The organism is Brachybacterium sp., from assembly GCF_036379615.1.
In the GTDB taxonomy this organism is placed as follows: domain Bacteria; phylum Actinomycetota; class Actinomycetes; order Actinomycetales; family Dermabacteraceae; genus Brachybacterium.
In genome coordinates this window covers 100,634-114,259 of sequence record NZ_DASVGJ010000067.1, presented here as the reverse complement: position 1 = coordinate 114,259, position 13,626 = coordinate 100,634, and the positions used below count along the sequence as shown (strand labels likewise).

Genomic DNA, 13,626 nt, shown 5'->3' with positions numbered 1-13,626 from the left:
ATCCCCCTTTCTATGCGGTGAGAAGTCTGTGACCTACGCTACCAACCCCTCAGGGCCGCAGTCCCAGCTCGCTCTCGATCCGGCGGGCGATCCGCACCGGCGGCACGGGCGGGGCGTAGCGGCGCAGCACCTTCCCCTCGCCGTCGATGAGGAACTTCGTGAAGTTCCAGGCGATGCGCCCGCCGATCACGCCCGCCTTCTGCGTGCACATCCACTTCCACAGCGGATGGGCGGTGGGCCCGTTGACGTCGATCTTGGAGAACAGCGGGAAGCGCACGTCGTAGGTGGAGGTGCAGGTCTCCTTGGTCTCCGCATCGGTGCCGGGGTCCTGGCGGAACTGGTCCGAGGGGAATCCGAGCACCGTGAAGCCGTGCTCGGCATAGCTGTCGTGCAGCTCCTGCAGGGCGGTCAGCTGGGGGGTGAAGGCGCACTGGGTGGCGGTGTTGACGACGAGGACCAGACGCCCGCGGTAGTCGCCCATCTCGCGCCGCTCGCCGTCGATGGTGAGCGCGGAGAAGTCGTGGAAGGTCGAGTCGGCCATGGTCTCCTGACTCGGGTCGAGGGTGACGTGCGCCTCCATCGTAGGTCCGCTCGCTGACCGTAGGCCGGGACCTCCGGTCTCAGGAGAGGAACGCGTCCACCTCGTCGCGGGTGGGGGCGCTCTCGGTGCCGCGGCGGGTCACGGCGATCGCGGCGGCGGCGTTCGCACGGGTCGCGGCGGATTCCCAGTCGGCGCCGAGGGCCCGCTCGGCCAGCAGCACCCCGGTGTGGGTGTCGCCGGCGCCGTTGGTGTCCACCGGGGTCTGCGGGAAGGAGGGGATCTCGGTGCCGCGGCCGTGGTGGAAGACCAGGCAGCCGCGGTCGCCGTCGCGCACGATGACCACGGCGCCGGGGGCGAGCCGTCGACGGATCGCCTCCGGGGTGTCCTCGAGGGCGTCGAGATCTGTCAGCGCCCGTGCCTCGTCCGCGTTCGAGGTCCACACGGTGGTGCGCGCGAGCACCCGCTGCTGCACCTCGGGCGGGAAGTCCGCGAAGGGATCGCCCGGATCCAGCACCACGTCCACCCCTGCCGGCAGCGACTCGAGGAACTCCAGCAGCGGCGCCCGCGTCGGCTCGAACAGGCTGTACCCGGAGACGCACACGAGGTCGCCGGCCACAGGGTCGAGGGTCGCGAGGGACTCTGCCGTGATCTCCCGTTCGGCCCCGTACACGGTGAGGAACGTCCGTTCGGCCGACGGCTCCAGCAGCACCGCGCAGTACCCGGAGTCGGTGTCCGGCCGCGGTGCGTCGGAGAGGGCCACGCCGTCCCGCACGAGCGCCGCCCGAAGCAGGTCGCCGTACGGTCCGGTGCCGTGCGCCCCGCCGTGCACGGCCTCCGCCCCGGTGCGGGCGGCTGCGATCAGCGTGGTCACGGCGCCGCCGGCGTACTTCTGCTCGCGGCGCACATTGGTGTTCCCGCCGCGCTGCGGCAGGGCGTCGATCTCCAGGATCACGTCGACGAGCGCCTGGGCGGTGTGGAGCACTCTGGGCATGTGCCCGAGTCTAGGTGGCAGGATGGCGCCATGGCCCACGCCCCAGCCGCCCCGCGTCGTCGCGGCCCGCTCCTCGCCCTCGTCGCCGCGCTCGCGATCGCCGCCCTGGTGGCCGGGGGTCTGCTGTGGCGGGACCGTTTCGGCTCCGGGGAGCAGGAGGCGGAGGAGCTGGCCGCCGCGCTGAGCGCCGGGGAGGTCCCCGCCGGGGCCGACGCGGAGATGCATGAACGGATCCTCGGCCCGCTGCTCGAGGCCGGGGCCGCACCGAGCGTGGAGCTCACCGATCCCGGCAGCGCGGAGGACGGCGCCCGCACCGTCGACCTCGCCTGGAGTTGGACCCTCCCGGAGGATGCCGGGACCTGGGAGTACACCACCGAGGCGAGCCTGCACCGCGGGGAGGACGGCTGGGTTGCCCAGCTCGATCCCGCCGCCTACGCCCCGGACCTCACCGCGACCGAGCACCTTGAGCTCGCACCGCTCGAGCCGGAGATCGGCAGCATCACGGATCGCGACGGGGACGTGCTCTTCAGCGACCTGCCGGTGACCACGATCGGCCTGGATCGGACGCAGCTGGAGGAGGACGAGCTGGACGCCGCCGCGCGGGAGCTCGCGGGGCTGCTCGGCATCGATGCCGACCGCTACGCCCAGCGCGTCGCCGAGGCCGGGCCGGAGGCCTTCGTCGCGGCGCTGACCCTGCGCGAGGAGGCGACCGGCGGCTACCCGCTCGGGGAGGCGGAGCAGATCACCGGCTACCTCGCCGTGGACGGCACCCGCCCCCTCGCCGCCCAGCGGGACTATGCTCCCGGGATCCTCGGCTCCCTGCAGGAGGCCAGCGCCGAGGACATCGAGGAGTCCGACGGCGAGCTCGAGGCCGGGGACCTCGTCGCCACCGGCGGCGTGATCGCGGCGGCGGAAGCGGAGATCCTCGGCGCGGCGGGTGTCGAGGTCCGCGCCGCCGACGAGGAGACCGAGGAGCACCGCTCCCTGCATCGCGTCGAGCCGACGAACGGCACCGCGGTGCCCATCACGCTCGACCGCTCGCTGCAGGACCTCGCCACCGCCGCGATCGCCGAGGAGGACTCCCCGTCGGCCGTGATCGCGCTGCAGCCCTCGACCGGGGACGTGCTCGCCGCCGCCCTCGGGCCGACGGGCCAGTCCTACCCCGTGGGTCTCGTCGGCCGGTACGCCCCGGGATCGACCTTCAAGGCGGTCACCGCGCTCTCGCTGCTGCGCGCCGGGGTCACCCCGGACACCGAGCTCGAGTGCCCCGAGACCGCCTCCGTCGCGGGCCGCAGCTTCAAGAACGCGGACTCGATGGATCCCTCCCTGTTCGGGACGATGCCGCTGCGCTCCGTGATCGCCCACTCCTGCAACACCGCTCTGCTGCTGCAGCACGAGACCGTGGATCAGCCGGCGCTCGCCGATGCCGCGACCACGCTGGGCATCGGGCAGGAGGCGCCGACGGGGCTCGATGCCTTCATGGGCTCGGTCGATCCCGAGGACACCGGCACCGAGCACGCGGCGGCGATGATGGGGCAGGGCCGGGTGCTCACCTCCCCGCTCGCGATGGCGACCGTGCTCGCGAGCGTCCAGCAGGGCGCGACCGTCGCCCCGCGGATCCTCGCCGATCAGGAGCCCGTCACCCCGGAGGTGCCCACCCCGCTCACCGCGGAGGAGACCGCGCAGATGCAGGGGTTGCTGCGCGGCGTGGTCACCGAGGGCAGCCTCGACGACTTCGCGGACCTGCCCGGCGAGCCGGTGATCGGCAAGACCGGCACCGCGGAGTGGACGGACGAGAACGGCGAGCTGGCGCTCCACTCCTGGGTGATCGTGGCCCAGGGCGACCTGGTGGTCGCGGTCTTCGTCGAGGACGGCAGCTACGGCTCGGTCACCGCCGGGCCGATCGCGCGCGAGGTGCTCGAGGGCGCCTGAGTCAGTACTCGGTGCGCGCCTCGTGCACGCGCCAGGCCTCGAACGGCGCGATCGCGTCCGCGCCCCGGTGCTGCACCGTGGGCAGCATCCCGCGGTGGGCCGGGGACTCGAAGTACTCGTAGAACGCCGCGTCGTCGAAGCCGGCGCGGGCGGCGTCGTCCCGCCCGGCGGCGAACACGATCCGCTCGATGCGTGCCCACAGCGCGGAGGCCAGGCACATCGGGCACGGCTCGCAGCTCGCGTAGAGGATCGCGCCGCGCAGCTCATGGGTGCCGGCCCGGCGGCATGCCGCACGGATCGCCTGCACCTCGGCATGGGCGGTCGGATCCTGGAGGGCGGTGACCCGATTGGCACCTTCATGCTGTCGGCCGTCGGCCGTGACGACCACGGCGCCGAAGGGGCCGCCTCCGGCGGCGACGTTGGCGGTGGCCAGCTCGACGGCGCGGTGCAGGGGCGCTGACTCGTCAGGGGAGCTCATACCTGCTGATGCTTCCCCCTCGGCGGCGTCCTGTCGAGGGGGCGGGGGCTCTCAGAGCGCCGCCACCACCTCGACCGACTGGCGGATCGCGCGCTCGGCATCGAGCTCCGCGGCGACATCCGCCCCGCCGACCACGTGCACCCGCGGCGCGCGGCCCTTCCGTGCGGCGACGACCTCGGCGGCCAGGCCGTCCACGCTCACCTGTCCCGCGCAGATCACGACGGTGTCCACCTCCAGCACCGTCTCCTCGCCGTTCTCGGTGAGGTGCAGGCCCTGGTCGTCGACATGGCGGTAGGTGACGCCGCGATGCTGGATCACCCCGGCGTGGCGCAGCTCGGCGCGGTGCACCCAGCCGGTGGTGCGGCCCAGTCCCGCGCCGATCCGGGTCTCCTTGCGCTGCAGCAGGTGCACCTCGCGCGTCGCCTCGTGAGCCGGCCGAGTGGTGACCCCGCCCCGATGCTCCTCGTCCGCCGCGACCACGCCCCAGTGCTGCTTCCACGCGGTGACGTCGAGGGTCGGCGAGGGTCGCGGGGCGCTGAGGAACTCCGCGACATCCACTCCGATCCCGCCCGCGCCGATGATCGCGACCCGGTCGCCGGCCTCCGCGCGCCCCTCGAGCAGGTCGGCGTAGCTGATCACCTGCGGCCCGCCGCTCGCGGGCAGGTCGATCTCGCGGGGCGCCACACCGGTCGCGACGATGACGTCGTGGAAGCCGGCGAGGTCCCGGCCCGTCGGCCGGGTCTCCAGGCGGATCCCGACGCCCGCCGCCGCCAGCCGCATCCGCCAGGACTGCAGGGCCTGCGCGTAGTCCTCCTTGCCGGGGATGCGGGAGGCGAGTCGCAGCTGTCCGCCGATCTCCCCGGTCGCCTCGTAGAGGGTGACGATGTGGCCGCGCTCGGCGGCGGCGAGGGCCGCCTCGAGCCCGGCGGGCCCCGCGCCGACGACGGCCACCTTGCGGGCGCGCCGCTCGATCACCGGCGTCAGCACCAGTTCCGTCTCGTGCCCGGCTCGGGGGTTGACCAGGCAGGAGGCGCGCTTGCCGTCGAACACCTTGTCCAGGCAGGCCTGGTTGCAGGAGATGCAGGCGACCACCTGGGCGGCGCGACCGTCCGCGAGCTTGTGGGGCAGCTGCGGATCGGCCAGCAGCGGGCGGGCCATGGAGATCAGATCCGCCTGACCGGTCGCGAGCACGTCCTCGGCGACGGCCGGGTCGTGGATCCGGTTCGAGGCGATCACCGGGACGTCGACCAGCTCCCGCAGTGCCGCGGTGTTCTCGGCGAACGCCGCACGCGGCACCGAGGTGACGATGGTGGGGACCCGTGCCTCGTGCCAGCCGATCCCGGAGGAGAGCACGTCCGCGCCGCGCTCGGCCAGGCCCTGCGCGAGTGCGGTGGTCTCCTCCCAGGTCTGGCCTCCCGGCACCAGGTCCAGCAGCGAGAGGCGGTAGCTGAGCAGGGCCTCGTCGCCGATCGCCTCGCGCACGGCCGCGGCGACCGCGAGCGGCAGGGCCCGCCGGCCCTCGGCGCCGCGCCCCCAGCGGTCCCGGCGCCGGTTGGTGGCCGGCGCGAGGAACTGGTTCAGCAGGTATCCCTCGGAGCCCATGATCTCGACGCCGTCGTACCCGACCTCGACCGCCCGCCGTGCGGCCGCGGCGAAGTGCTCGACGGTGCGGGCCACGCCGCGCCGGGTCATGCGGCGCGCCCGGAACGGGGAGAGCGGTGACTTCCCCGCGGCGGAGGAGGCGGCGAGCGGGTGGAAGGCGTAGCGGCCCGCGTGCAGCAGCTGCAGGATGATCCGGCCGTCGGCCTCGTGGACCTCACGCGTGATCATCCGGTGGCCGCGCAGGGTACGGGCATCGGCCTGGGCGCCGCCGGGGGTGAGGCGGCCGCTCCGGTCGGGGGAGAAGCCGCCGGTGACGATCAGCCCGGCGCCGCCGCGGGCGCGCTCGCCGAGATAGGCGGCGAGCTTCTTCGCGTCGGCGGGCCTGTCCTCGAGCCCCACGTGCATCGAGCCCATCACGATCCGGTTGCGCACCTCGAACCGTCCCAGGTCCAGCGGGGAGAGCAGGTGGCGGAAGTCGCGGGGCGCGGTCGGGTGGGGGAGCGGCACTGACATGCGGGCGATTCTGCCAGCATCGGCCGACGGAACCGCGAGGGCGCTCCGGGCAGGGCTCCGCACCCGGCTCAGAACGGTGGGGCGACCTCTTCCTGGGAGGCTCCGGGCGGGATGATCCGTCGCGCATCCCTGCTGCCGCTCCGTCCGGGGTAGGCCTTCCGGGTGGCGAGGGCGCGGTCCTCCGCGACCCGCTCCTCGACGGGGCGGGCCTTCTCCTGCTCGTGGAGCCGCACCGCGTCCTCGTGGTGGCGCTGGGAGGTGCGCCATGCCCGCTGCAGCGCCTCGACCATGTGCGGGGTCGCCAGATCGGTGTGCTCGTGGGATCGGGTCAGGACGGAGTCGCCGAGGTCCCAGGTCGTCTCCCACGGGCCGGCGGGGGTGGTGCCGTCACCGCGGGCGGGGTCGTCGCGGGGGTCGCGGGAGGGGTCGATGAGTCCGGCGGTCTTCTGCGCGTGGTGGGCCCAGCACAGTCGATGCAGGTTCCACAGCGACGTCTGCCCTCCCTGGTCGGGATGGTCGTGGTCGTATTCGATGAGGTGGTCGTCCTCGGCGGCGATCGCCGTTCTGCGATCACAGCCGGGCACGGCGCAGACGGGGTGTCTCAGCCGCAGCTGGAGCCGCATCTGCTGCGGTGGGGAGTACGACTCCGCCGTGACGGGGAGGTGCGCGCCGGTGATCGGGTCGGTGAGGATCCGCGTCCACGTCCTCTCGCCCGCCGCCAGCTCGCGAGCCTGCTGCGCCGGGATCGGGGTCATCCCCTCGAGCATCGCGGGAGCATCGTCCAGGCCCAGCATCGTCGTCACCGGGACGGTGACCAGGAGCTTGTAGGGCTTGCGCGTCTCCTCGACCGGATCGAGGTCGAGCAGCGAGTGCGTCAGGATCGCGTAGCGCAGCGTCGCGAGGGAGTGGGCGCGGCCGCGCGCGGCGAGGTCCTCATCGATGTCGAAGGGCAGCGGTCCCTCGGCGTCGCTCTCGAGCGCCGCGCGCTGAGCCTTCTGCACGGTCCGTGCGGCGACGTCGAGCCGGTGCGCGAGGGCGGTGATCTCCGGGATCGGACCGCTCACGAAGAGCGAGGCGACACCCGTCTCGGTGTTCACGTCCACGATCTCCACGTTCCGGGACTCCGACGGCGGCGTCGGGAGCGTCCCGGCGGTCGCGAGGGCGATCCCGTACTTCAGCTGCCTCTCGAAGGTCGTCTTGGAGACCGACGCCAGCTCCACCCCGGCCAGGTGGGCATCGAGGCTCCGGACCTGGTGCTCCTCCAGCCGACGGATCTGGCGGAGGAGGTGCTGGTGCCACGCCTCGGGAAGGTCGCCGGTGCGGAGGTTCTCGAAGGTTCGCGGCATCCACTCCACGGCTCGGTGCGCATCGAGGACCTGCGACTGCGCCTGCCGGCAGGTGCACCGCAGGCCGGTCGCGATCTTCGCCGCGATGATGTCCGCCTCATCGATGACGCCCTGGACGTCGGGGTCCTCGCGGAAGAAGGTCGCGAGCCTCTCGAGATGGGCCGCGTAGAGGCGGGCGCGCTGCTTCATCGACTCGTGCAGGTCCAGCACGCGGGCCGCGTCGACGCTCCCGGGCTCGCACTCCGCGGCCACCGCCTCCGGCGTCAGCGGCTTCCGTGCGCGCACCCGCCAGCGCTGCGGCTCCGGGGCGGCGTGTTCAGGCTGCTCTGCGTGATCGTGCTCAGCGTCGATCAGGAACTCGCCCTCGTCGAGCTCGCCCATGACCACCACCCCCTTCCCGGCATCAGAACCACCGGATCGTCGTCTGCGATATCCCTCAAGAATATTCGCACAGCCCGACAGAAGGAAGCCCTCGGAGTGATTGTGGAGAAATCTGTGGATAACTCCTCGGTGTGGAGGAATAGTGGCGTGTGCACGGGGGCGGTGGCGGTGAGGGGGCAATGCAGGCAGGGGTGTCTCAGAGAGGGAGTGAGGGGGTTCGTGCAGGTCGAGCGTGGCGTTGGCGCAAGAATGGAGTGCTTGGCGCCGTCTGCACCGATGGTGCGGCAGAGGGGAGAGAATGCTGCATGAATGCGCGCCATGAAGTGCGAAAGTGATGTGCCGATGAATGTCAATCAGCCATCGAGAAATGTGGATAACCGTGCGCTGTGGAGGAAAGGTGCTCGGGGGTGGATCGTCCCCGGTCCACGCCCCAGCCCCAGCCCCCGGGCCACGTCGCCAGTCCCCTCGCCCGACCCACCCCTGCTGTACATACACCGACCCACGACCCACCATGGGCCCATGGCAACCTCCCCGACCCCCTCCGCGGCCAATCCCTTCACCCCTGGCTTCGGGCTCACCCCGATGGTGCTCGCCGGTCGTGACGTGGCGATCGACGAGTTCACCGCGGCGCTGGCCGGCAACGTCCCCGAGGCGCGCGCGATCCTCATCTCCGGCGCCCGCGGCTCCGGCAAGACGGTGCTGCTCACCGAGTTCCGGGAGCTCGCCCTCGACGCCGGATGGACGGACCTGCGGCTGCACACCTCCTCGACCTCCCTCACCGAGGAGCTGCGCAGTCAGGCGATCGCCCGCCTGCGGGAGATGGACCCGGAGGCCGAGACATCGCGGCTCACCTCCGCCCGTGCCTTCAACGTCAGCGCCTCGCGCGACATCGTCCAGCGCTACGAGGGGGAGGGGGAGGTGCTCGCCACGGTGCTCGACCGCCTCGCCCAGCTCGCCGACGAGGACGGTGGCGGGCTGCTGATCACCCTCGATGAGCTGCAGTCGGTCGAGCGGGACCAGCTGCACGCGCTCACCCAGCACGTGCAGGACCTCATCGGCTCCGGTCACGCGGTCGCGTTCCTCGCCGCCGGGGTGCGGCCCGGGGTCGATGCGCTGCTGGACCACGAGCGCACCACCTTCCTGCGCCGCGCCCACCGGATCGAGGTGGGCAGCGTGGATGTGGGCACCGCGGCGGAGGCGATCCGCATGACCATCGCCGACACCGCCAAGTCGGTCACCCCTGACGCCGCTGTGCTGGCCGGGGAGATCTCCCGCGGCTACCCCTATCTGATCCAGCTCATCGGCTCGAAGGCCTGGCAGAACAGCGGCGACGCCGACACGATCGAGATCGAGGACGTCCGAAGGGCTCGCGACACCGTGATCGCGGCGATGATCAAGAACGTCCACGGACCGGCGCTGCGGGGGCTGAGCGCCCGCAAGCGCGAGTACCTCCACGCGATGCTCGAGGACGAGGGGCCGTCGGCCGTGGGCGACATCGCGCGGCGGATGGGCATCGACCCGCGCAACCAGTCCACCTACCGCGAGCGGCTTCTCGAGGAGGAGCTGATCCGCCCGGCCGGACGCGGCTTCGTCGAGTTCGCGCTGCCCTACCTCGGCGAGGCGCTGCGGCACGAGGCGCGGGAGGGAGTGGGGGCCGACGTCGAGCCCGACCGCGGGGTGCGCCGCTCCCACCGGGCGCGGCGCGGCGATCGATCGTAGGCGCTGGCAGGCGCCCCAGCGCCCCACCCCCTCGCTCTCAGACGCGCGCGAGCACGACGCCGATGTTGTCCGGCCCGCCGGCGGCGAGGGCCCGCTCCACGAGCGAGCCGGCGAGGGCGTCGAGATCCTCGGGCTCGCCCAGCAGTGCCTCGGCGAGCTCAGCCGGGTCCACGACGGCATGCAGCCCGTCGCTCGCCACCAGCACCAGATCGCCCGGTGCCAGACGGCGCACCAGCAGGTCCGGGGCGGTGGGGGCGCCCGCGGCGAGGGCCCGGTTCAGCACCGCGCGGTCCGGATGCGCGGCGGCCTCCTCGGGGGAGAGGCGGCCCGCCTCGACCAGGGAGCGCAGGAGCGTGTGGTCCTGGGTGACGTGCTCGATCTGCTCGCCGCGCACCAGCACCACCCGGGTGTCCCCGAGGTGCGCGATGTGCAGGCGATCCCCGTCGACCACCGCGGCGGTGAGGGTGGAGCCGGCCTCGCCGCCTGCAGGCACCAGGGCTTCGGCGGCGGCCCAGGCGGTCTCGAGCGCTGCGAGCGGGGCGGCCGACGGGGCGCTCCCGAGCTCGCGCTCGAGCGCCGTCGCCACCGCCGACAGGATCCGTGGGGCGAGGTCGTCGGCGCTGCCGAAGCCGTCGGCGACGGCGAGCAGGGTGCGATCGCCGGGCAGGGAGCGGACCAGCACGGCGTCCTGCTGGGCCGTGCGCACGTGGCCGATGTGCAGTGCCGAGGTGGTGCGGGGAGTGGTGGTGGAAGTGGTCATGGCGTCCTCCGATGGGAGTTCCCCGAGGTCGCGGGCGAGGTCATGGACGGCGGCGGAGCGGGAGAGGGCGTCGGCCTCCTCCTGCCGCCACCAGGAGCGCAGCTCCGCGGCAGCGGCGTCGGGCTCCAGGTCGCACAGCACGCCGATGCGGGCGAGACCCATCCCCAGGCCCCGCAGGGCGGCGATCAGCCGCGCCCGCTCGACCTGGTCCCCGCCGTAGGAGCGGTAGCCGGTGAAGGGGTCGACCCGACGGGGCACCAGCAGCCCCGAGGAGGCGTAGAGGCGCAGCGCCTTCGGGCTCAGGCCGCTCGCGGCGGCCAGCTCCCCGATGCTCAGCAGCGTCTCGTCCATGCGATCCTCCGTCACACCTCGCCCGGTCTCCCGGGCACCGGGTCCGTCCCGGCGAGGACCACGGTCCGGATTGTCCCGGGGGAAGAGTCAAGCAGGGCCACCATTATTCCGTCGACCGGCGAGGATCGGCCATGGTCCACTGACGCCATGCACGTGAGCATCCGCCCCCTGGACCCCACCTCCGACCTCGAGCTCGACCAGTACGGCGCCCTCGAGCGCGCCCTGGACGACCACGCCTTCGGCGGGAGCCAGGCCCTCACCCGCGAGCAGCTGCGTGCCCAGCTCACCGACTCCCCGTACTGGACGGTGCGGCGCTGGGTCGCGATCGCCGAGACGATCGAGGGCGGTGAGAGCCTCGTCGGTCGTGCCTCTGCGTTCATGCCGCTGCAGGAGAACCTCGAGACCCTCTCCGTCGGAGTCGCCGTGCATCCGGCGTTCCGCGGGCAGGGGGTCGCGAGCGCCCTGGTGGAGGAGGCGCTGATCCCCGCGATCCGCGAATCCGGGCGCACCCTGGTCGAGGCCTACGGCGACGTGCCGGCAGGCGAGGACCCCGATGATCCGCAGCTGCCGGTGCTGCGCCTGGCCAGCAGGCTCGGGATCACCCGGAAGAACCTCGCCGTCTGCCGTGCGCTGCCGCTGCCCCTCGAGGGCTCGCTGCTGGAGTCGCTGCAGGCCGAGGCCGAGGAGAGGCAGGGCGGGTACCGGATCGAGCTGTGGGACGGGGAGATCCCCGAGGAGCATCTCGAGGCGTACGGCCTGCTGATGCGGCAGCTCGAGCTCGACGAGCCCGATGAGGACGTCGAGCACGAGGCCCCCGACTACACGCCCGAGCGGATCCGGGAGAGCGAGCGGCGGATGCGCGAGGCGGGCACGGTGCGGATCACCGCGGTCGCCGTCGCACCCGACGGCAGCTTCGTCGGCAACTCCGAGGTCCACGTCCACGCCGCCCCGGAGAGCACGCTGGGCTGGCAGGAGAACACCCTGGTGATGCCCGACCACCGCGGCCACCGGTTGGGTCTCGCTCTGAAGGTCGCGACCCATCGGCAGCTGCGCGAGCGCGCCCCGCAGGTGCGCTCCGTGGTCACCTGGAACTCGCACGTGAACCCCTGGATGATCGGCATCAACGAGAAGCTCGGCTACCGGATCGTGCACCGGGAGCTGGTGCTGCAGGGCCGCCCGCAGCTCTGAATCGCCCGACACGCCGCACCGCCTCCCGCTCCCTGCCGCCGACCGGGCTAGGTTCGGCCGCACGGGAAGGGGTGGCCGATGACCGTGCAGGCGAAACACCGCCGCAGGACGCGGCGGGCACGACCACATGAGCAGTTCACGATCGCGATGGCGATCCTGTCGCTGGTGATGGCCGGTGGCATGGTCGCAGGGCTGGTCACCACGGTGATCACGCCCGACGGCGGGGAGTCCGCGGCGGGCGCCGAGAGCGCCCCCGGCGAGCCCTCGAACACCACCCGCCTCACCCACGCGGGCCGCATCACCGGGGACATCACCCCGAAGTCCATCGTCGCGAGCCCCACCGGCACCGTGATCGCGAACAACATGATGTACAGCCACACCTCGACCCTCTACGACGCCGAGTCGCTCGCGCTCACCGGCACCGTCGCCGACACCGTCGACCTCTCCGAGTTCGGGTTCCCGGACCGCGCCGGGGCGACCGAGGGCGCGCCCGTCGAGGCGGCGTTCTCGCCGGACGGGAAGCACGCCTACGTCTCCCAGTACCGGCTGCAGGGCCCCGGCGCCGGCGAGGTCGCGCACGACGACTGCCGCAACGGCGAGCTGGTCGGCCCCTCTGCCGTGTTCCGCCTGGACGTGGCCTCCGGGCAGTGGGACCAGGTCATCGAGGTGGGCCGGGTGCCGAAGTTCATCTCGCTCTCCGCCGACGGCAGCACCGCACTGGTCTCGAACTGGTGCGATGAGACGGTCTCCGTGCTCGATCTCGCCGCCGGCGAGGAGACCGCGCAGATCCCGGTGGACGCCGCCCCGCGCGGCAGCGTGATCATGCCCGACAACCGCACCGCCTACGTCACCGCGATGTACGCCGACGAGCTGTACCGGGTGGACCTGGTCACGGGCGAGAGCGAGCTGGTGCTCGAGACCGGCGACAAGCCCCGCCACCTGGTGCTCTCGCCGGATGCGACCCGCCTGTACCTCACCGTCTCCGGGAGCGATCAGCTGCTCGAGCTGGACGCCGCCACCGGCGAGGTGCTGCGCACTGTCGGGACCGGCCGGGAGCCGCGCACCATGGCGATCTCCCCGGACGGCCTCGCCCTGTACGTGGTGAACTACTACGCGAACTCCGTCTCCAAGTTCGACGCCGAGACCCTCGAGGAGATCCAGACGGTCGAGGTGGGCTCGAACCCGATCGGCATCACCTACGAGCCCACCCAGCGCCGGGTCTGGGTCGCGAACTACGGCGGCTCGATCGACGTCTTCGACGACGACGCCAGTGGCACAGTGGAGCCATGAGGGGCAGGATGGGGCCATGAGCCAGCACTCCCAGGACATCCGCCTCGTCACCGCCTCCCGTGAGATCGCCGCCCCGGCGGAGACGATCTTCGAGCTCATCGCCGACCCTGCCCAGCAGCCGCGCTGGGACGGCAACGACAACCTCGCCGAGGCCGCCCCCGGCCAGCGGGTCCGCGCCCGAGGCGACGTCTTCGTGATGACGAATCAGAACGGCGGCGTGCGGGACAACCACATCGTCGCCTTCCGGGAGGGGCGCGAGATCGCCTGGCGCCCCGCGCCGCACGGCGAGCAGCCGGCCGGCCATCAGTGGGGCTGGGAGCTCGAGCCTCTCGCGGACGGGACCACCCTCGTCACCCACGTCTACGACTTCTCCGCGCTGCCCGCCGAGCAGGAGAAGCGCCTCGCCAAGGCCCGGCTGATGACGCCCGAGAAGCTGATGGCCTCGATCGACCGGCTGGCCGCTCTCGCCGAGAAGGGCGGGGACTCCTGAACCCGCCGGAGGAGCCGGAGCCCGTCGACCCGAGGACCCTCGGG

Annotated in this window: 11 protein-coding genes; 5 read left to right on the top strand and 6 right to left on the bottom strand. The window is 72.7% G+C overall.

Annotated features, from left to right (window positions below; all coding sequences use genetic code 11):
* Positions 1 to 49: 49 nt before the first annotated feature.
* Together VF289_RS14755 and VF289_RS14750 are read right to left on the bottom strand one after the other, a co-directional pair.
* On the bottom strand, positions 50 to 541 hold the full coding sequence (locus VF289_RS14755) for a glutathione peroxidase (protein ID WP_330884667.1): 492 nt from the start codon (positions 539 to 541) through the stop codon (positions 50 to 52).
* Positions 542 to 620: 79 nt separating this feature from the next.
* Positions 621 to 1,532 carry a PfkB family carbohydrate kinase gene (locus VF289_RS14750; RefSeq protein WP_330884666.1) on the bottom strand — a complete coding sequence of 304 codons (912 nt, stop codon included), beginning with the start codon at positions 1,530 to 1,532 and terminating at the stop codon, positions 621 to 623.
* A 30-nt stretch (positions 1,533 to 1,562) separates the two neighbouring features.
* Here VF289_RS14750 and VF289_RS14745 point away from each other — a divergent pair, with 30 nt between their 5' ends.
* Entirely contained in the window at positions 1,563 to 3,464 is a 1,902-nt protein-coding gene (locus tag VF289_RS14745; RefSeq protein ID WP_330884665.1) for a penicillin-binding transpeptidase domain-containing protein, read from the top strand.
* Position 3,465: 1 nt separating this feature from the next.
* Here the strand turns inward: VF289_RS14745 and VF289_RS14740 are convergent, their stop codons facing one another.
* The 3 genes from VF289_RS14740 to VF289_RS14730 form a co-directional block, all read right to left on the bottom strand.
* Positions 3,466 to 3,942: a nucleoside deaminase gene (locus tag VF289_RS14740; RefSeq protein ID WP_330884664.1), complete on the bottom strand. Its 477-nt coding sequence runs from the start codon at positions 3,940 to 3,942 to the stop codon at positions 3,466 to 3,468.
* Between the two features lie 51 nt (positions 3,943 to 3,993).
* Positions 3,994 to 6,057, bottom strand: coding sequence for an NADPH-dependent 2,4-dienoyl-CoA reductase (locus tag VF289_RS14735; protein ID WP_330884663.1), 2,064 nt, complete (start codon positions 6,055 to 6,057; stop codon positions 3,994 to 3,996).
* Positions 6,058 to 6,125: 68 nt separating this feature from the next.
* The gene (locus VF289_RS14730; protein WP_330884662.1) at positions 6,126 to 7,784 is read right to left on the bottom strand and encodes an HNH endonuclease signature motif containing protein; all 1,659 of its coding nucleotides are present in this window, start codon (positions 7,782 to 7,784) and stop codon (positions 6,126 to 6,128) included.
* A gap of 519 nt (positions 7,785 to 8,303) precedes the next feature.
* Between VF289_RS14730 and VF289_RS14725 the strand changes: the two genes are divergently transcribed.
* Complete coding sequence (locus VF289_RS14725; protein WP_330884661.1) at positions 8,304 to 9,503, top strand: ATP-binding protein; 1,200 nt, start codon at positions 8,304 to 8,306, stop codon at positions 9,501 to 9,503.
* Between the two features lie 37 nt (positions 9,504 to 9,540).
* On the opposite strand, the gene VF289_RS14720 is transcribed toward VF289_RS14725, so the two are convergent.
* Positions 9,541 to 10,614 (bottom strand): MerR family transcriptional regulator, encoded by a 1,074-nt coding sequence (locus VF289_RS14720; protein ID WP_330884660.1) that lies wholly within the window; start codon positions 10,612 to 10,614, stop codon positions 9,541 to 9,543.
* A gap of 147 nt (positions 10,615 to 10,761) precedes the next feature.
* On the opposite strand from VF289_RS14720, the gene VF289_RS14715 reads away from it, so the two are divergent.
* The 3 genes from VF289_RS14715 (at position 10,762) to VF289_RS14705 (ending at position 13,582) form a co-directional block, all read left to right on the top strand.
* Positions 10,762 to 11,802: a GNAT family N-acetyltransferase gene (locus VF289_RS14715; protein ID WP_330884659.1), complete on the top strand. Its 1,041-nt coding sequence runs from the start codon at positions 10,762 to 10,764 to the stop codon at positions 11,800 to 11,802.
* 147 nt (positions 11,803 to 11,949) lie between these two features.
* A complete protein-coding gene (locus tag VF289_RS14710) occupies positions 11,950 to 13,092 on the top strand; it encodes a YncE family protein (protein WP_330884658.1) in 1,143 nt (380 codons plus the stop codon).
* A gap of 16 nt (positions 13,093 to 13,108) precedes the next feature.
* Positions 13,109 to 13,582 carry an SRPBCC family protein gene (locus VF289_RS14705; protein ID WP_330884657.1) on the top strand — a complete coding sequence of 158 codons (474 nt, stop codon included), beginning with the start codon at positions 13,109 to 13,111 and terminating at the stop codon, positions 13,580 to 13,582.
* The last annotated feature ends 44 nt before the right edge of the window (positions 13,583 to 13,626 follow it).

Bases quoted from the DNA above. Each gene is read 5' to 3' on its own strand.
- VF289_RS14730 (WP_330884662.1), bottom strand. From the start codon at position 7,784: ATGGGCGAGCTCGACGAGGGCGAGTTCCTGATCGACGCTGAGCACGAT.
- VF289_RS14720 (WP_330884660.1), bottom strand. From the start codon at position 10,614: ATGGACGAGACGCTGCTGAGCATCGGGGAGCTGGCCGCCGCGAGCGGC.
- VF289_RS14740 (WP_330884664.1), bottom strand. From the start codon at position 3,942: ATGAGCTCCCCTGACGAGTCAGCGCCCCTGCACCGCGCCGTCGAGCTG.
- VF289_RS14750 (WP_330884666.1), bottom strand. From the start codon at position 1,532: ATGCCCAGAGTGCTCCACACCGCCCAGGCGCTCGTCGACGTGATCCTG.
- VF289_RS14715 (WP_330884659.1), top strand. From the start codon at position 10,762: ATGCACGTGAGCATCCGCCCCCTGGACCCCACCTCCGACCTCGAGCTC.
- VF289_RS14755 (WP_330884667.1), bottom strand. From the start codon at position 541: ATGGCCGACTCGACCTTCCACGACTTCTCCGCGCTCACCATCGACGGC.
- VF289_RS14710 (WP_330884658.1), top strand. From the start codon at position 11,950: ATGGCGATCCTGTCGCTGGTGATGGCCGGTGGCATGGTCGCAGGGCTG.
- VF289_RS14725 (WP_330884661.1), top strand. From the start codon at position 8,304: ATGGCAACCTCCCCGACCCCCTCCGCGGCCAATCCCTTCACCCCTGGC.
- VF289_RS14745 (WP_330884665.1), top strand. From the start codon at position 1,563: ATGGCCCACGCCCCAGCCGCCCCGCGTCGTCGCGGCCCGCTCCTCGCC.
- VF289_RS14705 (WP_330884657.1), top strand. From the start codon at position 13,109: ATGAGCCAGCACTCCCAGGACATCCGCCTCGTCACCGCCTCCCGTGAG.
- VF289_RS14735 (WP_330884663.1), bottom strand. From the start codon at position 6,057: ATGTCAGTGCCGCTCCCCCACCCGACCGCGCCCCGCGACTTCCGCCAC.